A 21,636-nucleotide genomic window follows, 5' to 3' on the forward strand; every position below is an offset into this window, starting at 1 on the left:
GCTACAACTTTTGTGTTATTAATTTTCTATCTCTTTACAATTATAGTTTTTTAATAAGAGAGCTATGGAAATTATAAATCCTAAAATCTCTTCTCAAACTTCAGCAAAAGCCATTCGTTCAATTGGCATAATAGAAATCTCTCTTCCGATTGGTTTAAAATATCGTTCTCTATATTCTATATCACCAACATCTTCAATCAATTTAAGACCATGTTCCTTTAGAAACTCTGATATATTATTTGGTTCAAATCCTGTAATCCATTCTTCGCCTATTCTTTTACCTAGTTTTAACATTTTACTATACTCTGGAAAGTTTATAGGGGATGTTAATACACTTTTGATTACATACGTAAATGTAACTTGACTACCTTTTGAGCATGATGCGATGAATTCCAGAGTTCCAATAACTGCTTCAATCGTAATATATTGTGTAACACCTTCCCAAAGAAACAGTGTTCTATTATCTTTACTATAACCAGCCTTAACAAGCTCATCTTCAAGTCTTTGCGTATCAAAATCAATAGGTACAAACCTAACATATGAAGGGATACCACATTGTAATCCAGACATTATTTTTTCATAATTGGTTATAACAGATTTCTGGTCAACGTGGTAATATTCCAATCCTTTCATATCAAATCTTAGACACTTGGTGTCATAACCCCCACCCAAGTTGACAATAGCATCAAATTTATTTGCAATAGCAGTCTCCAATGCATCATCCATATACTTCGTTCGACTAATAATACCACCATAGACACCAGGACCAGTCTTATCCATAAAATTTACCATCCAATTCCTAATGCATTTGGGCTTCATGATTTTAAGGAAGAATCTATTAAAAGCAGTAATAAACTTTATTGAATATTGATCATCATATAATCTCTCGTTTTTTAGAAACATCATTTCCATGGCTCTAATCATTGCAGCCTTTTCTGAAGTTGTTATACTTTTCATTGATTTAATCATCCTTTCTATATACTATATTGAGTACAAATGCTCCTACCTTATTATACTTCATATATTAATTCATTAGTAACTTAAGAATTTTATGATGAATAATATATATTAAGCAACTGTAATAAAGGACTGTATCTATGTATATTTATGAAAATAATTCTACAAATAATTCTTACCAAGGATGTCGTGTAATTACTGTTGATGACATAGAATCTAATGAAGATAACCTACTTAACACTTGGGTTATTATAAAATTACTTAATAATAGCTTCTACCAAATGTATATAACCGAAATAAATGATTATGGGGTTGGTGGTACACTATATTTAGGATCAGTACCAGACGATACTCCTCCATCATATTCATTATCAATCAAAGCAGATACTTTTTTCCTATACGATTATATTGAAAACATGATTCTTGAAAATTCTTATTAACTACTTATAATTTAATAATCTCATAATTAACCTCACATTTGTTGAGGTTTTATTTTATGTATGCTCTATAAATACTCTTATTCTACCTTATTCTGTTCCCGTATATAATGATTTAGAATAATGGTACTTATGTTGTCAAGAATTTTTTGAATATCTTCAGGAGTCCTATTAATGTATCCACTATCTCTTATTTGAACTTTGGTATTGCCAATTTTATATTCTTCAACAATGTTACCTTCTAATTCAATCATACATAATACCTCCTTTTATCTTATAATTTATGCTAGCTAATTTTTGTCCTATTACTTCACGCCACTTCAGACATTAAATTTCTTTATAACATAAAGTTTATTTTACAATAGCTGCATATAAATATAATTGCTGTAATAGATATAAATAGAAATTATATAATCCTCCTAAGAGCTAAAATTAAAAATGAAGGTGTTTGTATGTCAGCTGAATATTGTATCTACCTTAGAAAATCCCGTTCAGATATGGAAGCAGAAGCACATGGAGAAGGAGAAACTCTAGCTAGGCATGAAAAAATATTATTGGATTTATCTAAAAACAGGAATCTAGATGTTACTAAAATTTATAAAGAGATTGTATCTGGAGAAACTATATCTTCCCGTCCAGTTATTCAACAGGTTCTATCAGAAGTAGAACAAGGCATTTGGTCTGGTGTTCTTGTTGTTGAAGTTGAACGTTTAGCACGTGGTGATACTATTGACCAAGGAATAGTTGCTCAAAGTTTTAAATTCTCTAATACTAAAATAATAACCCCTATGAAAGACTATGACCCCAAAAATGAATTTGATGAAGAGTACTTTGAATTCGGTCTATTCATGTCACGACGTGAATATAAAACAATAAATAGACGTTTACAAAGGGGCAGAATAGAGTCTGTTAAAGAAGGAAAATATTTAGGAAATAAACCTCCCTATGGATATATGAGAAAAAAATTAGAAAATGATAAAGGTTATACCTTAGAAATAAATCATGAACAAGCTAAGGCTGTAAAATTAATTTTCATCCTATATACAAAAGGTGAATCGCACTCCGATGGAACTTCCGATAAATTCGGATTAACACTTATAGCCAATAAATTAAATGAATTAAAAATTTCACCGGTAAAAAGTAAAATATGGGTAGAATCTTCAATAAGGGATATTCTCAAAAACCCTGTATACATAGGTAAAATACGATGGAATTCACGTCCTACAGTCAAAAGAATGGTTGATGGTAAAATTGTTAAATCAAGACCTAGAACCAAAAAAGAAGATTGGATTCTAGTTAATGGATTACACGAACCAATAATCGATAACACTACATTTGAACTTGCACAAAAGCGTTTATCTGAAAACTCTAAGGCTCCTATTCCCAGTAAATATAATATAAAAAATCCTTTAGCTGGAATAGCTATCTGTGGTATGTGTGGAAGAAAAATGGTTAGAAGGTCTTATACCAACAGCACTCCTGATTATTTGATATGTAAAATTTCATCATGCAATAATATTAGTTGTGAATTATCTGTTGTTGAGGAAAAACTAATTGAATGTCTAAGAACATGGTTAATAAATTATAAGTTGGATATAAAATCATCAAAACATGATAAAAGCAATTTAAATTTACAACATGAAATTACTGAAAAATCTATTAAGAAATTAGATGAAGAATTAATGACATTAATAAAGCAATCTGATACTTTACATGATTTACTTGAACAAGGTGTTTACTCAGTTGATAAATTTCTTGAAAGATCTAAAATAATTACTGATAAAATAAGCGAAGTAAAAAACACTAAAAACGAATTGTTAGATGTACTTAACCAAAATACTGTACATAATAAAAATCAAGTGACTTTAATCCCCAAAATTGAACGAATATTAGAGACATACGGTAATCTTACAAATCCTGCTGAAAAGAATGAATTACTCAAAGAAGTTATTGATAAAGTTGTTTATACCAAGACAGTCAACGGTCGTTGGCATGGAAACCCCGATGATTTCAACCTTGTACTATATCCAAAGCTACCAAAAAAATAATAAGCCATCATTATGTATCAAATACTGATGGCTTATTATTTTATTAACAATTATCATCCTAATTTCTTATCAGCTCGTAACCTTTTAATGAATTCAGTTAAAGCATCATTTTCATTATCATATATAGCTTCTGATATTTTACATGTTCTTTCATCAGCAGTAAAAACACTCCAACTGTTTTCTGTTTTGCTTATACTTACCTCATATGGATAAACTTCATGGTTACCAAACCAATTGTAGTGTTTTAAATTTTCATTCTCAATAATTTTTCTTGCATCACTTTTATTCATTTTTCACCTAATCTTTCTATTTTATTAATAGCAAACTGTATTGGTAAAACGAGACATATTAATCATTTCTCTTAGCTCTCTAACAGGTATATTTTTACCTTCTAGTCGATAATCTTCAATTGCTTTAAACTTATTATATGTATCATCTTCCAATTCAAAAATATCTATAAACCATACTATATCAATCCAGTCATGGAATACTGAAATATTGATATTATTATCTATAACTCCTCTAATTTTATTATCTAAGATTCTATTCTCTACTAGTATCGGTTTTATTGTAAAATATTCTATAAGTGCAGCATTAAGATAATCTAATAAAACTCCTCTTTTTATATCATTGCTTAGAAAATCTTTAAGAAACTTGTCAGCTTCATAAATTGAATTATCATCAAGTAGTCTATTTTTACCTTCTTTTATTTTCTTAATATTGTTTCGAATAATTAAAATATTTATTATTGAGAAAGGTACAAAAATATATAATGGTTCTAGTTGTCTGCACAAGATACTAAGAGCAATCCCTATTCCTAGGGTAAATATTAATGCAATGATACCAATTATTAAGTTAGAACGTCCCATTTTTATAATCTTTTTAGGTCCATCTCCATAATCTTTAATATATTTTTCTAGTCCAAACATAGTAACTTCTACTCCTCATAAAATGTGTTTTTATATGTAAATAGTTCTTTTTATTTTTTATTTAATCTTTCTATTATTTAATAAATGTTCTATAAGTGCTTTAACTTTTTTAGTCCTGTAGTTAAATCCAGCCATCATACCAAAATAATATACTAAGGTACCGATAATAAATCCTATTGGTTGTTCAATGGTTTTTGACCCATTTATATATGATACAACTGATGTTATAGATTGGGTAAATAAAAATAAGAATACTAGCCAATATATGAAAGGATAATAAAACTTTAAATATATTTTACTAATCTTTCCCTCTTTAACTATATTACCTCTATAAACTATTGATGATGGATCTCCTTTTAAATATTTATATCTTTTTAATTTAAATCCTTTTTCATTTACATATCCAGAGTACTCTTCTTTTGAAAAGAAATCTATTGATGTATGTATTTGAATTTTATCAGTGTTTTCTTTTTTCTTTATCAATTTTTCAATCTTATATTGTATTACACTTGGTCGTCGATCTGTACTAATACATCCTCTATATATTGGATAAAATTTAGTCATTTACATTTCTTCCTTTACATTACATTTTATTATAATTATTGCACTAGCTTTATACAAATCACAAGCAATATCACCACATAGTTCCCGATATATATTAACAGATAATCTAACAATAAGCAACAAAAAAGAAATATCAATTGTATTTATGTATAAACTAAAAAGGACTGCCATATTAGCAGTCCTCTCATTAAACCCAAAGCTTGTATACTTTTAAACTCTATATTTAAATAATACGAAATCTCTTAATCTATATTAACCTAGAGGAATTAAGTTTAAAGGTTCGTTACCTTCTGAACCAGTTACAGCATCTCTAGTTCCGTCGCCTTCAGCTACTGTAGCATTTGTGTTGATTACTTTTAAAGTTGATCCATCTTTGAATTGGATTCTTGTTACTTCTACGAAACAATATGCTTCTGTAGGTATGTAGCTTAGACCTCTAGCTTTGATAGTACCTGATAATTCATATTCTTGTTCAGTAATATCTTTAAGCTCTTTTAATATAGCTTTATCTTCTTCTTCACCTAGTAATACTTCTTTATTTCTTGCATTTGCAAAGTAATCACTAGAACCATCACCATAAACTACACTAACTAAACAATTGAAAAGATTTGCGCCCATACCTTCTGCTTCAAATGAGCTATTCTCTGAAATCTCACTATATTGGTCAGCAGTAAGTTTGTCTTTATGTGTTTCTATAAATTCTACTAATTGATCTTGAGTTACAGTTTTAACATTCATTTTAATGTTAATATCTGCTTCTGCTCCAGCTGTTAATCTTACTCCGGCTTTTCCAACATATCCAAAACCATTACTTATTTTAAAAGAATCGAACTCATTATAATCTTCAGCAGCATAGCTTACCAACGAAAATGAGAATACCATTCCTAAAACTAACATACAACTTACCACTTTTTTTAATCCTTTTAATTTCATACCTGTAACCTCCTAATATTTTATCATATAGTTTATTAATATTTTTTCCTACATTTAGTTTTTTCCAATTGGCCAAAATCGTTAACTAAATTTATTTCTGTTAAATCAAATACTGTCTACACATTTTATACGCTAATTAGTAATAATATGGAATGTTTACTTTTTTCATAATAATCCTCCTTATCTGTAATATAATTTTACAAATCATATTATACAACTAATTGTCTAACTATTCAACCCTTTTAATAATATTTTCTATAAATAAATTTAATTTTCATTTTAGTATAATTTATTGCAATTTTTGTACCAAAAACAAATATTAAATATATTTATCTATCAAATCTATCATAAGAAATAAAATAAGACAAAAAATTTTTCCAACACCGATAACCTTTTGGAACCTAAGAATTAGCCCATGTAGAAATAATATCCGCAATGATCTACCAACTACTTAAAGGTGCAACAATCCAAGAATTGAAAGACGCCGGATTAGCTCCACATTACGCCCAACACGATCATGGTCTGTTCCCAACTGATGCTAGCGGTGTTCCTTTCACTGTAGCAGGTATCGGCTCATTGGGTGATCCTGTCACTGACTTACACGAGGACCTTGCAGCTGAGCAAAAAGCTAGAGCGACTTATGAACACCTTATGAATCTCACTGATGATCCTGACCTAATTGAACCATTGAAATTCTTACGCCAAAGAGAAGTAATTCATTTCCAAAGATTTGGTGAAGCCCTTGATGACGTTCAGAATGAATTAAACAGAAAGAAATATTATTAAAATTTAGTTATTACTAGTTTTAATACATATAAATTAATCATACAAATAGTTTAAGCTAGAATTTGCATAATGCATTAATCTAGCTTATTTATTTTACCTCTTATTCTTTTTATTACTTTTGTTTTTGTTACTTTTAATAGGTTTTCGCTTTAACAGCATTACAGATATTATTGCGGTAACAGGAACAGTCAAGACAATCCCAATACTCCCTGACAAACCTTGGATAATCTCAGTGCCTATAAAAGGAATGTTCATGAATTGTCTTCTTCCCATTTGATATCCCCATATAAGCATGATACTATTAAGTGAACTACCAGCAAAAGCTAGAATAAGTGTGTTGGACATGGTTCCCATAACATCCTTACCAATATTCATTCCTGATTTGAATAATTGTTTTTTTGATAATCCACTATTCGTTTGATGTATCTCAAAAATTGATGATGTGATAGACATAGCTACATCCATAACTGCTCCTAGAGAAGCAATTAATATAGCAGAAAACATTAATCCCCTTACCTGTATTTTATAATCCTGAGCTACATATACCAATTCCTTACCTTTATCCATAGTAATTCCCGATAGATGTGCCAGATTACCAGATACATAAGAGATAACCCCTGCAATAACTACTCCTATAATCGTACCTATAATAACAGTCAATGTCTTTAGATTAAATCCACTTATCAATAAAAATGATACTATTATTATAATTGATGCAGTCAGTATGGTCACTACGATAGGATTATTTCCTTGAAAAATTAGGGGAAGCATGAAAAATACTATCATGATGCCTGTAAATATCAGGGAAATAATTGAATATACTCCTTGCATGCCTCCAAGTAGTATTAATAGAATGAACAGCAAAGCAATTAGAATATATAGTATGTTTTCCCTTTTGTAATTATAAATCCAAACATTTGCCTCTTCCAGTGAATCATCAATACTTGCAATTACCTTGTCATCAGCTTGTGCATAAACGTTATGGCTCCTGCTAAGGGGATTTTTAACCTCAAATATTTTACCTTTATATTCACCTGTCAATATTTCTATCTTAACTACTTGAGTACCTAGATATCTTCCCTCAAAGGTAGGATCTTCATCAATTTCTTCACTTACAACTTCAACTACTTTAGCATCTTCAAAATCCTGTTTAAAGTAATTAGGTTGTTTTATATTCATTTTAAATATTGGAGATAAGATTATAATTAATGCTGCTAATAATATAAATGAAATAATAGGTAAGTACTTTTTCATAAGCTTGTCCTTTCTTGTATATTATAGTAATTAAGATGGTTAAAAGAGGCTGCCTGGCAGCCCCTTACTCTTTACTTATTATGATGCTTTTGGTAACTCTTCAACTTTATTTTTTTCTAGTTTACCTTCTTCAATCAGTTCATTAACATTGATTGATTTTACATTAGGTGTTCTTCCATCTTCGGATCTTGGAATAGTAAGATCACCATCCTTAATCATTTCATATACAGTATCTTTATAAGGACTTTCTAGGTCTATGCCTATTATCTTCCAGTTATTATCAACTGTTGGTACAGCTTTACCTTCTTTTTCTTCTTTAATATATTTGACTATTAAAGCACGTATTCTACCTGCGTCTTGCATTGTTTCATAAGAATCGTAGTATACATCTTCATCAGTAACAAGCTCTAATCCCTTTAATGTACCGAATCGATAATTATTAACAGCCAATTTGTATGTTTCATCATCCTTAACTGGCTCACCATTAAATGTTAAGTTTGTAATTCTGTTATTAGGTTCTTTTGAGATATCAATATCATAGTTCACTCCAGCGAACATATCATAATTATATCCTCTGATATCAGGGTTGAAGCTTACTGTTACATCCCCTTCTGTATAGGTATTATAATAGCAGGCTGACCATTCCATGTATTTTTTCAAATTCTCACCAGTAATATTTACACCCATCAAAGTATTAGAATATTTATAGATGTTAGCTACATCTTTTTTCTTGAAATCGCCTTTTACTAAGTTCATATCATTCTTAAATGCTGCAGCTGAACTTATCTGTGCATCAGTATAGAATAACTGCACCTCATTGATTAAATCCATTAAAGGTGTATCTTCTATTTGAGCAGTAGGCATTGTTGTAACTTTTGCTTCTCCAGTAATATAATCAACATTTTTAACGTAATCATCTTCAATGTGTCCAACAACAATATTTGCATCTTCTACAGATTTTTTATGTACAAATTCAAACTCAGATAATATTTCTTTATCTTCTTCAATCTCTTTTGTTTCTATATTTTCTACTGTAACATCCTTAACAACATATCCATCTTGTGATTCATCTAAAGTAATTTCAGCTTTTGCAAGCGCCCATCCATAACATCCAGGCTCAATTAATTTTACTCCATTAGCTTCTTTATCAGAAAATCTTGAATGAGCATGTCCACAGAAAATAACATCAAATTCAGGAAGGGCTTCAGCAATCTCTAATGCACCTTGACTGCCATACTCGCCATCTGGACCTATATGAAATGCTCCAACTAGAACATCATATTTTCCTTCTAGTTCTTTTACAACTTTCTTAGCTTCTTCCAAAGGTTGTGTAAAACTTAATCCTTCAAAATGTTGTGGTGAACTAGCTTCCCATCTAGGAATATGAGGTGGTAATAATCCAACTACTGCTATACGAATACCATCTTTTTCAAAGATTTTGTAAGGCTCTACAAAACGTGTATCATCTGTTTTATAAATATTTGCAGCCAATACAGTATTATTGAATGCTTCAATATTTCTATCTAGGAATGATTTATCAAAATTAAACTCATGATTTCCTAGTGTCCATACATCATAACCCATAGTATTCATGGCTTGTACCATTGGATGTATTGGTAAATCATTGAATAGTTCAGCGCTATTATCTTGTACTGTATCACCACAGTCTAATAATATCGCATCCGGTGCTTCTGCTTTTTCTTTATTAATAAGTGTTTGAAGCTTAGCAAATCCTGCATCAGCATCTGGACTATCAGTTGCATATTCATATGCATATATACGTCCATGTACGTCACTAGTTCCAAGTATTGTTACTTTTTTACCTTCAACCGCTACATCTTCTTCCTCATTTTCTGTAACTGTTTCCGCTTTACCAGGTATTTCTAATTCCTGTTCTGGATAAATCATATGAGGATTAGATAATTGATTAACTTCTGCAAGTTCTTCCCATGTTGTGTCATATTTTTCAGCAATCTTCCATAAAACATCTCCTGGTTTCACAGTATACACTTCATTAGCTAATGCAGATGTTGCAAAAACGCTGACTAGCATTAATACAACTACTAGAAGTGTAAAGGGCTTTCTGATTTTCATTAAAAATCATCTCCTTCAATTTTATTGATTACTTAAACCTATAAACTTTTTGATAGTTTTCGCTATCATTCTAATTATAATCCTAATTCTATTATATATCAATGTTTTGATATTTTATTTAACTTAATATTTACATATATTTCATCATATTATATTGTATTTCGACTTTTTATTTTTAAGTTATTTTCATTTCGACTTAATTCTATTTTATTCTTAAATAACAAAAAGACGAAGATATGAATAAACAATATCTTCGTCTTCTGGTTATTATAATTTTACATCTACATTCTTACCTATAACCTCTTCTTTTTGTTTTTCTTCTATATTTTTTTCAGGATTAGTATAATTCATTCTTTCTTGTTTTTCATCTTCTTCTACCTGATTATTTATCTCTTTATTCTTTTCCTTGGCTTTTTCTAATTTTTCGCTTGCTTTTTTGACTAACTTATTAGCTTTTCCCAAAGCTTCCATAGCTTCTGTTTCTATTTGATCTGCTTTTGACCTAAATGATACTGATTGTTTTATCCTAAAATCACTCACATCAATACTTTGACCTCTACCTCTATCAGTTTCAACCTGCTTCTCTAGGATCTTGGCATCTTGTCTCATCTTTCTAGCTGTATTAAGTTTATTATTAGCAGTATCTAGTGCTCTTGAAGCTTTTATCATTGATTTTGAAGATAATTCAATTCCTAATTCAGCTTTTATTTCATCTAAAGGAGTAGGTGGTTTTTCTTCTTTTTCTTTCTTCTTAGCTTCAATTTCTTCTGCCTCTTCTATTTTTTCCTCTACTTCAGTCATTTTTTCTTTGATTTTTTCTTCGTTGATCCTTTGAAGTATTTCTTGCTTTTGCTTTTCTAGCTGTTCAATTTTCTCTTGCTTTTCTTTAGCAGTCAATTTTTCATTTTCTCTTATATCTGCAATGTTCTTATCAACTCTTACCATCTGCTTTTGCAATCTAGTAATTGGAGTTTCTTTTTTCCCATTATTTCTAATAGCGTTATTATATACATTAACTCCGCCATTAGTATTTGTATTAATATTCATACTCTTCACCTCTTAATTTAATAACATTCATTGCTTAGTAACAAATATTTCATATATATATATATCGTCAATTCTCATTTAAATATTAAGACATAAATCATAAAATTCTTTATAAAATTCAAACTCATTTTCAAATATGTTGAAATAAACATCACAATATGCTATTATTAGTTGAATATTATTATATAATGATATTTTTAATCAACTAAATTATATATTATAAAAAGGAGTGATTATTATCAAAAAAATATTCAGTATGCTATTAATTTCAGTGTTAGTATTATCAAATGCAACTATTTCTAGGGCTAATACTGGACCTATTCAAGTTAATGGTTACATAAATATTGGTGAGGGTTATGAAGGTGAAGAGTTTTCTGTGACAACAAATATTTATAATGACAGTGCAGCTTATCATAATGTAACCATTGAAATTCAAGATAATGATATCAATCTATGTGTTGACAAAACCCAGTTGAGAATACCTGGTAATCAAGGTATCACCATTAAAATTACTGGTAAGTACCCAAAAGCAGATAACACTAGTATATTTGCCAATTTGAAAATAGTGGATGACCTTAATTACACAAATGATCAAGAGATTCATTTTTATGCTTCAAAAGTGTTGAAAAAAGATAAAGATGATAATGATGAACCTTCTAATCCTGAAGATAATAATAATCATAATCCACATAAATTTTCACCAGTAAAAAATGTTAAGATAAGATATGACAATTCAAAACAAGCCTATATCTTTACTTGGGATCCAGTAGATTATGCTACAAGTTACTATCTACAATTCCTAAAACCTAGCAGTCATTCTAAGGTTGTTGCGTTTAATATTACACACACTAAAACAGTATATACTAACAGAGCTGAAGTTGAAATGCGTCCAGATGTTGGAGTGATATTAAGAATACAAGCTGTTGGAAATAAATATTTACCAAATAATGATTGCGTAGCTTATTTGAAACGAAAAAGCGGAAGAAGAGGTTACGATACTATAACAACCACTTACAATGAATTTTTAGAAGAGTATAAGGAAAGATATTCTACAAATCCTAGACGTAGAGATACTAGTACAACTAGCGGTGGAACTAGAGGTAATACAAATAATGGTAATACTAGACGTGATAGTAATAATGGTAGCAGAACACGCACCAGTTATAAAGGAAGATAATCATCATTAGCTATAAGTAACTGTCGGATAATTCATCTTAGTGTATTATCCGACAGTTACTTATATAATAATCATAGTTTATTTAAATAGTATTATCGATAAGTTCTTAATATATTTATTAGTAGTTCATCATAATCGGTTATTATGTTATCCACGCCCATTTCTATGAATTCCATCATTTTTTCACTGTCATTTACTGTCCATACATGGACATCCCTATTCATTAAATGTGCTTTTACTACGAAGTTCTCATCAATATAACTTTCTTCAATACTATAAAAGTCCACACCTTTGATACTGTTAATATCTCCTATTGCAAAAAACATGATATATCCTGTTTTGATATTGCTATCCAATAACTCAACTTTTTGTAATAAATCATAATCCAATGATGTTACAACACATGACTTAACAATATTGTTCTTCTTGATTATATCTACAACTTTTCCCACTAATCCTTTTCTTTTCTTTCTCTGCTTGAGTTCGATATTCAATCTTATCCTACCTTTTGAGTAATCTATGACTTCCTGTAAAGTAGGAATCTTTTCTCCCTTAAAATCACTACTGAACCAGCTGCCAGCATCTAGTTTTTTGATTTCACTATAATTGGCATCATATAGATTCTTATCAAGCCCAGTGATTCGCTTCAGATTTTTATCATGAAAAAGCACCACTTTTCCATCTTTAGTTTCTTGTACATCAATCTCAACAAAATCCGCTTTATTCTTAACTGCTTCTCTAATTGCAGCAAGAGTGTTTTCTGGTGCTTCTTTTGAGCTCCCTCTGTGAGCAGTAACACCCACCTTATAATGAGTATTTTCAAAGTCCGCCAACACGTATTTTGTAAAGAACAACACTAAACAAAATGATAATACCAACAACAATTTTACAGTTTTCTTATTGTTGAATATCTTATCTATCAAAGACAGCTTTGTCCTTTTACTCAAAGGAAAGACTTCTAAAGGACTATCATTAATACTAATATACAGATAAGTGAAATGATGAATAACATAAGGTATTATCAAAAAACTGACTAAATATAAAAATACTCCAATAAAAATGAATAAACCGTTAATAATTACATTGGTTAACGAATCATTATGAGATAGTATTGGAAAAGATATGGCTATACTTCCAAATATACCTACACTTATTATTACAATCAGCAAAACTGTAATAGATAAATGTTTTATTACTGTCTTAAAATTATTTTTTACTAAATAGAAGCTTTTCTTCATTGCTTGAAAAGCCGATTTATTCTCAAGCATTATTATCTCCATAGCAAAAACCCAGCTTATTGAAAAAAGGAAAAGAATAACCGTTCCTAATTTCATAGTCATATAAAGGAATTGATTTCTATTTATATAAGCTTTTACGAAAGAAGGTATTTTCAGTGATGTCAATAAACTTGTATGATATCCCATATCAAGCCATGGAAATATGATTATGACATACACCAATATCAGGAATCCACCAAATCCTATAAGATTCTTAAACCTTTTAACACAAATCTTCAATACGTTAAAAAGGCTTGTTGGCTGTTTATCTATAGAAGCCTCATAACTTATAATCACAAGTCCTCCATACTCAATAAGAAGAACTAACGTAGCAAAAATAATTATTAATATCCCACTTAAAAATCCTTGTGGAGATAGTAGAAATTTCAGTATGACTCCGTTAAAAAGTATATTAATCCCTTTACTTTTCAAAATAAGCTTAAACAATTCTTTAAATATTGGAATTAGGACAATAGCAATCAATATCTTAGCAACTATCTGATATTTTATAAAAGTCCAGAAATATTTTCTAAAACTGTTAAATATGTTTTTGTATTTACTACTTATTGTATGTTTTTTATAAATCACTGAACTGTCCTCCATACACATTCAACCAAGACTCCTCTATTCTCTCATGGAATTTCATACAAAGTTGAATACAAAGGGGCTGTAGGATATCCACACATCCCACAGCTCCCAATATCTAAATCGTCATTCTTATTTTCACTATCATAAATAACATCATTTAATAGTTGTTAATATTTTTCTATAATCATTTAATTTATCTTTTTGTTTAATTCTTTCCCTTTTGGGAATATTTATTTCAATTTCTTTCTTAATCTCAACTGGTCTGCCATCTAATATGTATATCTTGTCTGATAATAATAAAGCTTCATCTAGATCGTGGGTTACAAATATTACAGTTCTATTATCCTCTTCCCATAATTCCAGAAAAGCATTAATCAATTCAATCTTAAGATCATAATCCAACCCTTGAAATGGTTCATCCATAAGTAATATTTCTGAACGATAAGCGAAAGCTCTTGCTATAGAAACTCTTTGTTTCATACCACCACTTAATTGTTTTGGATAATAATCACTGAACTTACCTAACTTAACTATATCTATATACTTTTTAGTTAATTGGTCAACATTTATATTCTTATTACTTTTTAGTACAAACTTGATATTATTTTCTATTGTTGCCCATGGTAACAGTCTGGTATCTTGAAAAATATAGGATACATTATTATCTATACCTTCAATGGACCCACTATCATATTCTAGAGTTCCAGAAATAATATTAAGAAGTGTAGTTTTACCACACCCTGAAGCACCTAAAAAACATACTATCTTATCTTCATCAATGGATAGATTAAAATCTTTCAGTATAGTCAAATCATCAAATGCTTTACTGATATTGTTCAGTTTAATCATTATTATTACACCTACTTTTGTATACGCACTGGCAGCATTTTTCTAAGTAAATACTTGAATATATATTCTAACATCAAACTTAAGACAATAACAACTATTGTCCAAGCAAATAGCTGTTCTGATTCTATATATACTTTTGCATTATATAGTTTTGTACCTATGGAAAATTTAGGACTGCTAAGTACTTCAGCAGCAACTGTTACTTTCCACCCTAGACCAAGAGAAGTTATCATAGCAGTTGTTATATATGGAATAATTGAAGGAACGTATATATCTTTTATTATATATCTTTTATCAACCTTATATACATATGCCATGTCTATCAATCTTCTGTCAATATGCTTGATTCCCCCAACGACCGAAGTCCATATAATAGGAAAACACATCAAAAAGCATATAAAGATAGGTACATTCTCTGATTTGAACCATACCAATGCAATAAGTATAAAAGACATAACTGGTGTTGATTTTACTGCGACTATTATTAGATTAAGAATCTCATACATTAAATGGTTGATTCCGCATATTATTCCTACTAATATTCCTACAATACATGCTATTACAAAGCCTACTGCAACTCTAAATATAGTAGCAAAGATTGTCTGCCAAAACATAACTGTCTTGATCTCTTCCAATAATACCTTAAAAGTATTATAAGGAGTAGGAAGATATATTTCCTTATTGATAACTAAGGCAATAATCTCCCATACTATTATCCAAAATATTAAAGCTATTATTTTATATAATCGTCGTCTATTTTTGGTAATAGAAGTCTCCATCAGGTAATTTTCCTCCTAATGACTTTGGATTGAAGTCAAATAGTATTTCATATAAGTTCTGTAATGTATCTTTTGCATCAGTAGCACTCATATAGACTATATTACAATTAGGTATAGCTTTTTGTGCAATAGCAGCACTAGGTAAGATTTCATGTTTTTCAATTAACTTACCAGCTTCTTCATGATTAGCATTAACAAAGTCTACTGATTCTTTATATTCTTGTAGAAATTTATCTACTAGTTCTTTATTGTTAGCTGCAAATTCTGCGTCTACTACAATACATCCCATTGCAAGTGGACTATCTTCACCTTGGATTTTCTCCCACTCTTTTGTAATATCAAGTGCAATTCTAGCATCTTTGTTTTTCATTGATACAGTAGTTACGAATGGTTGTGGTAATAAAGCTATTTTGTTATCTCCTGATATTACAGTTGTTGCAACTTCTGCATGTTGCATAGAGAAATTAATATCTACATCTTTTTCAGGGTCTATAGAATTTTCCTTCAATATATATTGTAATATATAATCTGGAACTGATCCTTTTCCACTAGCATAAATTTCTTTGCCTTTTAGATCATTAATATCATTAATTTCATTTCCTACTTCCATAATATATAATACACCAAGTGTATTAACTGCTGCAAGCTTGATACCACCTTCTGTTTTATTATATAAAACAGAAGCTAAGTTTGTTGGAAGGCATGCAAAATCTACTTCTTTATTAACAATCTTACCAACCAAATCATCTGGTGCACCAGTTAAAGTAAAATCACAATTGACTTCTGATTCGCCTGTAGTTACATCTTCCATTAATTTTGCCATACCCATTCCTGTAGGTCCTTTTAATGTAGCAACTCTTATAGTTGTATCTTTTAAGATTGTTTCATCTGAGGATTCATCTTTGTTTTCTTCTTTATTAGCTTCATCCTTATCCTCTTCTTTGTTAGTTTCGTCTTCAGCATCTTTATCAGTGTTCTCTTTATTATCTACTGATTCATTATCTTCATCAGCTTCTTTATTGTTCTCTTGTTCCTGTGTATATACATCATCCTCAACATCTTTCTTTTTATTGGATTTACACCCTGCAAATAAAGCAGTCATAAGTACTAGTGTAAGCATCAAGCACAATATTTTATTAAGATTCTTCATAATAATTTATCCTTTCTTATCTCTTATCAACTTTTAAATTAGTAGCTATTATATGATTAAATATTATAACATAAATTTACTCTTTCAAAATATTTATTTTACATTTTTTGCTGTATTTTTATCATTGACCAAATAAAAAGATTTAATTATATTATTTTACAGCAAAAAAAATATAGCTCATCTTATTATTATAAGGTAAGCTATATTTATTTATGATATTATTGTCTACCCATAGTTTGACCGCTTGATCTTAAAACGTTACAAGCTTCAATAACTCTATCAGCCATACCTGTTTGAGCTTTCTTCAAATATGCTCTTGGGTCATAAGCTTTTTTATTCCCTACTTCACCCTCAACCTTAAGTACTTCATCATAATGCTTAAACATATGTTCAACTACTGGTCTAGTAAATGCATATTGAGTATCTGTATCAATATTCATTTTAATTACACCATATTCAAGTGTTTCTTCTATTTCTTCTTTTGTTGATCCTGAACCACCATGGAATACTAAATAGTAGTTAGCATCTTCTCCATATTTAGCTTTTAATGCATCTTGACCTTCTTTTAATATGATTGGCTTTAACTTAACATTACCTGGTTTGTATACACCATGTACGTTACCAAATGTTGCAGCTAACATATAACGGTCACCAACATCTTTTAAAGCTTCTTCAAACATAAGCATATCTTCTGGAGTTGTAAATAATTTATCTGCTGCTACATCTTCATTATTTACACCGTCTTCTTCTCCACCAACTACACCAGCTTCAACTTCTAGTATAATCTCATTTTCAGCACAAAGAGCCATAAGTTCTTTAGAGATTTTGATATTTTCTTCTAATGGAATATCAGAACCATCAAACATATGACTATTAAATAGATTAGGTAACCCCTGCGCTCTTCTTTTTTTAGTCTCTTCAATAAGAGGCTTCATGAATGGCTCAACATTAGCTGCTGTACAATGGTCTGTGTGTAAAGCAATGTTAATATCGTATTTTTCAGCCATAAGATGAATATGATTAGCAAGTGATATAGCACCAATTGCACTATTGGCAACCATACCTGATGCATGCTTTCCTCCACCTATGGAAACCTGAATAATCCCGTCTGATTTTGCCCTAGCGAACGCCTCTAAAACTGCGTTGGCTGTTTCAACATTAGAAACATTAACTGCTGGATAAGCGAACTTATTTTCTAAGGCCCTATCAAGCATTTTACAATAATTTTTGTAATCAACTACTGGCATGAAATTTCACTCCTCATATATTATTAATACTTTGCCAATTCAAAGTATTCTCCTATTATTGTGTTACACATTCATAATAAGATATTATTTATAATACGTCAATGATAATGACAAAAATATTTTATTTATATTACCTAAATAATATTACAGATAGTAATTTTTTATTATATTTTTTCAAAATAAGTTAATTTATATTGTTTAGGTGTCATATTATACTTATCTTTAAATAGCCTGATAAAATATGAAATATTAGCATATCCCAAATTAAAAGCTACATCTGTTACACTTTCATTTCTTAAATATTCTAAAGCCAACTCTAATTTTTTATTCTTAATATATTCAACTGGTTTAATACCAATAACTTTCTTGAATAGATGTGAAAAATTTGATTCTGACATATGCAAATCTTTTGCCAGCTCTTTTATATTGATCATTTCTTCAATATTTTCATTAATATATTTTACAGCTATATTTATTGGATGAGAGCTGTTTCCATTAAGTATCTGATATGTTGACTTATTCTTAATCAAATCAAATACTAATTTTTGCGCATACAAATCAATCAAGAATTCATTATTATTCTCCTTGCTCTTAGATGCAGCAAATATATTATTGATATCTTCTGATATATTATATTTATTTTGTCCTAGAAAATAATTATTATCTATTTTAACCTCTTCCTTTATATAATCTTCTATATTGACCTTATTAAGCACATTGTTTACTAGTTCATCATTCAACTCAAATACCAAAGCTTTTGTATCAGTATCTATATCCATATGCACTTTTGAATTAGAAGGTAATAATAGATAATTATCGTTAGTATACATGAATTTTCTGTTATTATTTAATGTTACATGCTTTCTCCCACTGAGAATTGTACAAAAACGAGAATAATTATATGATTTATATTCACCAGAAAAATTCTTTGGCAAATCATAATATAGTATTTTTACATAATCTGTCTCAAACCCATCAAGTCTTTCTAGTTTTTTATCAAAGAGATTCAACATAACTCCACCTACTTTTGTTAAAATTTTATCAATATCAATCAAAAAAGTATTACTTTTTAAAATTTAATGTTAGTTTTTTTTTGTATTCCATATTATAATGTTTTTCATAAGTACATGATAACTAAAACTTAGATGAATGTCAATGCTAGTATTCCGCCAAATTTTTGAAGGAATTAAGAAGGAATGATAAACTAGCTTTATTTACGCGTCATTTATGTATTAAGTATTTAATAAGTAACAAAATGTCTAATAATTAACAATCACATTACAATAACGAGGTGTCAGAATGTATAAAATCGTAGCTAAAAGAAAGTTAAATGATTTAGTTGAACTTATGGAAATCCATGCACCATATGTCGCAAGAAAATGCGAACCTGGTCAATTCATCATTCTAAGAGTTGATGAAGAAGGTGAACGAATCCCTTTAACTATAGCCGATTATGATAGAAAAAAAGAAACAGTAACTATTATATATCAAGTTGTAGGATATTCAACTAAGAAATTAAGCCTTAAAAATGAAGGAGATTCTGTAGAAGACTTTGTTGGTCCTCTAGGTCAAGAAGCACCTCTTCATAAAGTAAAAAGAGTTTTAGGTATTGGTGGCGGTGTTGGTATTGCTCCACTTTATCCTCAGTTGAAAAAAATGAAAGAATTAGGTGTACAAGTAGATACTATACTTGGTGGCAGAAGTGATGAATTCATAATTCTTGAAGACGAAATGGAAAATATAAGTGATAACGTTTATTATGCTACAAACGATGGTTCAAAAGGAATCAAAGGTTTTGTAACAGATAAACTTAATGAACTAATAGAAAATGGCGAAAAATATGATTTGGTTATCGCAATTGGACCTTTGATCATGATGAAAGCCGTTTGTGAAATAACAAAGAAACATGATATCAAAACAAATGTTTCCTTGAATCCTATTATGATTGATGGTACAGGTATGTGTGGAGGATGTCGTGTAACTGTAGGCGGCGAAACAAAATTCGCATGTGTTGATGGTCCTGATTTCGATGGTCACCAAGTTGATTTTGATGAGGCCATGAGACGTCAAGGTATGTACAAAGAAGAAGAAAAAGATCATGTATGCAGACTAGGATTGGAGGACTAGAAATGCTTAATAAATCATTAACAAAAACACCAATCAGCGAACAAGAACCTTTAATCAGAAATAAAAACTTCAAAGAAGTAGTTCTAGGTTACACAGAAGAAGAAGCAATCCAAGAAGCACAAAGATGTTTACAATGCAAACACAAACCTTGTGTAAACGGATGTCCTGTCAATGTACCAATACCAGAATTCATTAATGCGGTAAGCCGTGGTGAATTCGAAGAAGCTTATAGAATAATCACTACTGAGAACTCATTACCTGCTATTTGCGGAAGAGTCTGTCCACAAGAAAATCAATGTGAAGGTAAATGCGTTAGAGGTATCAAAGGTGAACCAGTAGCAATTGGTCGTCTAGAAAGATTTGTAGCAGATTATCATATGCAGAATGCAGACGCTAATGAATCTGTAGACATTGAAAAAAATAATACCAAAGTAGCTGTTGTAGGTGCTGGTCCTTCTGGACTTTCATGTGCATCCGAATTAGCTAAAAAAGGTTATGACATAACACTATTCGAAGCTCTACATAAAACAGGAGGAGTATTATCTTACGGTATTCCTGAATTCAGGCTTCCTAAAAAGTTAGTTAGTAATGAAATTGAAACAATAAAGAAATTAGGTGTAGAAATTAAGACTAATGTACTTGTTGGTCGTTCTATTACAATAGATGAATTACTTGAAGAAAATTACAAAGCTGTCTTCATCGGTAGTGGTGCCGGTCTTCCAAGATTCATGAATATTGAAGGTGAAAATCTTAATGGAGTCTACTCTGCCAATGAATATTTAACTAGAGTTAATCTTATGAAAGCTTATGAAAAGGATTCTCCAACACCTATAAAAGTTGGCAAAAGTGTTGCAGTCATCGGTGGTGGTAATGTTGCCATGGATGCAGCTAGAACAGCAAAAAGACTAGGTGCAGAGAATGTATATATAATATATAGAAGAAGTGAAAACGAACTTCCTGCAAGATTAGAAGAAGTTCATCACGCAAAAGAAGAAGAAATCATATTCAAGCTTTTAACAAATCCAACTAATATAATTGGAGAAAATGGATATGTTACAGGTATTAATTGTATAGAGATGGAACTTGGTGAACCAGATGCTTCTGGAAGAAGAAGACCATGTCCAATAGAAAATAGTGATTTTGTAATTGATGTTGAAACAGTTATAGTAGCAATAGGTCAGACCCCTAACCCACTTATCAGACAAACAACTGATGGACTTGATACTCAGTCTTGGGGTGGATTGATTGTTGAAGAAGAAACAATGGAAACCAGTAAAGAAAATGTTTATGCTGGTGGTGATGCTGTTACAGGTGCAGCGACAGTTATACTAGCTATGGGTGCTGGGAAAAAAGCTGCTGCTGCAATACATAATAAATTAAAAAACAATTAAAT

The 21,636-nt window shown here is 30.0% G+C and carries 21 protein-coding genes and 1 pseudogene; 6 read left to right on the forward strand and 16 right to left on the reverse strand.

What is annotated here, in order from left to right; all coding sequences use genetic code 11:
- Positions 1-93: 93 nt before the first annotated feature.
- Positions 94-957: a class I SAM-dependent methyltransferase gene (locus HYG85_RS02210; RefSeq protein ID WP_212692101.1), complete on the reverse strand. Its 864-nt coding sequence runs from the start codon at positions 955-957 to the stop codon at positions 94-96.
- 140 nt (positions 958-1,097) lie between these two features.
- On the opposite strand from HYG85_RS02210, the gene HYG85_RS02215 reads away from it, so the two are divergent.
- Positions 1,098-1,397 (forward strand): hypothetical protein, encoded by a 300-nt coding sequence (locus HYG85_RS02215; RefSeq protein ID WP_212692102.1) that lies wholly within the window; start codon positions 1,098-1,100, stop codon positions 1,395-1,397.
- A gap of 77 nt (positions 1,398-1,474) precedes the next feature.
- On the opposite strand, the gene HYG85_RS02220 is transcribed toward HYG85_RS02215, so the two are convergent.
- The gene (locus HYG85_RS02220) at positions 1,475-1,648 is read right to left on the reverse strand and encodes a hypothetical protein (protein ID WP_212692103.1); all 174 of its coding nucleotides are present in this window, start codon (positions 1,646-1,648) and stop codon (positions 1,475-1,477) included.
- A gap of 198 nt (positions 1,649-1,846) precedes the next feature.
- Between HYG85_RS02220 and HYG85_RS02225 the strand changes: the two genes are divergently transcribed.
- Positions 1,847-3,442, forward strand: a complete 1,596-nt coding sequence (locus HYG85_RS02225) for a recombinase family protein (protein WP_212692104.1) — start codon at positions 1,847-1,849, stop codon at positions 3,440-3,442.
- 53 nt (positions 3,443-3,495) lie between these two features.
- Here the strand turns inward: HYG85_RS02225 and HYG85_RS02230 are convergent, their stop codons facing one another.
- The 5 genes from HYG85_RS02230 to HYG85_RS02250 all read right to left on the reverse strand — a co-directional run bounded on the left by HYG85_RS02230 (position 3,496) and on the right by HYG85_RS02250 (position 5,868).
- Positions 3,496-3,732: an Imm59 family immunity protein gene (locus HYG85_RS02230; RefSeq protein ID WP_113675985.1), complete on the reverse strand. Its 237-nt coding sequence runs from the start codon at positions 3,730-3,732 to the stop codon at positions 3,496-3,498.
- 24 nt (positions 3,733-3,756) lie between these two features.
- Positions 3,757-4,371: a hypothetical protein gene (locus HYG85_RS02235; protein ID WP_212692105.1), complete on the reverse strand. Its 615-nt coding sequence runs from the start codon at positions 4,369-4,371 to the stop codon at positions 3,757-3,759.
- A 57-nt stretch (positions 4,372-4,428) separates the two neighbouring features.
- A complete protein-coding gene (locus tag HYG85_RS02240) occupies positions 4,429-4,935 on the reverse strand; it encodes a hypothetical protein (RefSeq protein WP_212692106.1) in 507 nt (168 codons plus the stop codon).
- Positions 4,936-5,106 (reverse strand): hypothetical protein, encoded by a 171-nt coding sequence (locus HYG85_RS02245; protein ID WP_212692107.1) that lies wholly within the window; start codon positions 5,104-5,106, stop codon positions 4,936-4,938.
- An 81-nt stretch (positions 5,107-5,187) separates the two neighbouring features.
- Positions 5,188-5,868: a hypothetical protein gene (locus HYG85_RS02250; protein ID WP_212692108.1), complete on the reverse strand. Its 681-nt coding sequence runs from the start codon at positions 5,866-5,868 to the stop codon at positions 5,188-5,190.
- A gap of 417 nt (positions 5,869-6,285) precedes the next feature.
- On the opposite strand from HYG85_RS02250, the pseudogene HYG85_RS02255 reads away from it, so the two are divergent.
- A pseudogene (locus HYG85_RS02255) lies at positions 6,286-6,654 on the forward strand (manganese catalase family protein); the annotation flags it as partial.
- A 93-nt stretch (positions 6,655-6,747) separates the two neighbouring features.
- Here HYG85_RS02255 and HYG85_RS02260 read toward each other — a convergent pair.
- The 3 genes from HYG85_RS02260 to HYG85_RS02270 all read right to left on the reverse strand — a co-directional run bounded on the left by HYG85_RS02260 (position 6,748) and on the right by HYG85_RS02270 (position 11,049).
- The gene (locus tag HYG85_RS02260) at positions 6,748-7,908 is read right to left on the reverse strand and encodes a YibE/F family protein (RefSeq protein WP_212692109.1); all 1,161 of its coding nucleotides are present in this window, start codon (positions 7,906-7,908) and stop codon (positions 6,748-6,750) included.
- 78 nt (positions 7,909-7,986) lie between these two features.
- Positions 7,987-10,002, reverse strand: a complete 2,016-nt coding sequence (locus HYG85_RS02265) for a 5'-nucleotidase C-terminal domain-containing protein (protein ID WP_212692110.1) — start codon at positions 10,000-10,002, stop codon at positions 7,987-7,989.
- Between the two features lie 267 nt (positions 10,003-10,269).
- Positions 10,270-11,049, reverse strand: coding sequence for a hypothetical protein (locus tag HYG85_RS02270; protein ID WP_212692111.1), 780 nt, complete (start codon positions 11,047-11,049; stop codon positions 10,270-10,272).
- Between the two features lie 271 nt (positions 11,050-11,320).
- On the opposite strand from HYG85_RS02270, the gene HYG85_RS02275 reads away from it, so the two are divergent.
- The gene (locus tag HYG85_RS02275) at positions 11,321-12,226 is read left to right on the forward strand and encodes a hypothetical protein (RefSeq protein ID WP_212692112.1); all 906 of its coding nucleotides are present in this window, start codon (positions 11,321-11,323) and stop codon (positions 12,224-12,226) included.
- A 92-nt stretch (positions 12,227-12,318) separates the two neighbouring features.
- Here HYG85_RS02275 and HYG85_RS02280 read toward each other — a convergent pair whose 3' ends face one another.
- The 6 genes from HYG85_RS02280 to HYG85_RS02305 all read right to left on the reverse strand — a co-directional run bounded on the left by HYG85_RS02280 (position 12,319) and on the right by HYG85_RS02305 (position 19,129).
- The gene (locus tag HYG85_RS02280; protein WP_212692113.1) at positions 12,319-14,091 is read right to left on the reverse strand and encodes a glycerophosphodiester phosphodiesterase; all 1,773 of its coding nucleotides are present in this window, start codon (positions 14,089-14,091) and stop codon (positions 12,319-12,321) included.
- A 153-nt stretch (positions 14,092-14,244) separates the two neighbouring features.
- The gene (locus HYG85_RS02285; protein ID WP_212692114.1) at positions 14,245-14,940 is read right to left on the reverse strand and encodes an ABC transporter ATP-binding protein; all 696 of its coding nucleotides are present in this window, start codon (positions 14,938-14,940) and stop codon (positions 14,245-14,247) included.
- A gap of 11 nt (positions 14,941-14,951) precedes the next feature.
- Positions 14,952-15,719: an ABC transporter permease gene (locus HYG85_RS02290; protein WP_212692115.1), complete on the reverse strand. Its 768-nt coding sequence runs from the start codon at positions 15,717-15,719 to the stop codon at positions 14,952-14,954.
- Positions 15,694-16,869, reverse strand: coding sequence for an ABC transporter substrate-binding protein (locus HYG85_RS02295; protein ID WP_244971263.1), 1,176 nt, complete (start codon positions 16,867-16,869; stop codon positions 15,694-15,696). Before HYG85_RS02295 ends, HYG85_RS02290 begins: the two co-directional genes overlap by 26 nt.
- A 218-nt stretch (positions 16,870-17,087) precedes the next feature.
- Complete coding sequence (gene fbaA / locus HYG85_RS02300) at positions 17,088-18,116, reverse strand: class II fructose-bisphosphate aldolase (protein WP_113671477.1); 1,029 nt, start codon at positions 18,114-18,116, stop codon at positions 17,088-17,090.
- Between the two features lie 164 nt (positions 18,117-18,280).
- Positions 18,281-19,129, reverse strand: coding sequence for a helix-turn-helix transcriptional regulator (locus HYG85_RS02305; protein WP_212692116.1), 849 nt, complete (start codon positions 19,127-19,129; stop codon positions 18,281-18,283).
- 286 nt (positions 19,130-19,415) lie between these two features.
- Here HYG85_RS02305 and HYG85_RS02310 point away from each other — a divergent pair, with 286 nt between their 5' ends.
- Together HYG85_RS02310 and gltA are read left to right on the forward strand one after the other, a co-directional pair.
- Positions 19,416-20,243 carry a sulfide/dihydroorotate dehydrogenase-like FAD/NAD-binding protein gene (locus tag HYG85_RS02310; RefSeq protein ID WP_212692117.1) on the forward strand — a complete coding sequence of 276 codons (828 nt, stop codon included), beginning with the start codon at positions 19,416-19,418 and terminating at the stop codon, positions 20,241-20,243.
- Positions 20,244-20,245: 2 nt separating this feature from the next.
- Complete coding sequence (gltA, locus tag HYG85_RS02315; RefSeq protein ID WP_212692118.1) at positions 20,246-21,634, forward strand: NADPH-dependent glutamate synthase; 1,389 nt, start codon at positions 20,246-20,248, stop codon at positions 21,632-21,634.
- Positions 21,635-21,636: the final 2 nt, after the last annotated feature.

The organism is Vallitalea guaymasensis (assembly GCF_018141425.1).
In the GTDB taxonomy this organism is placed as follows: Bacteria; Bacillota; Clostridia; order Lachnospirales; family Vallitaleaceae; genus Vallitalea; species Vallitalea guaymasensis.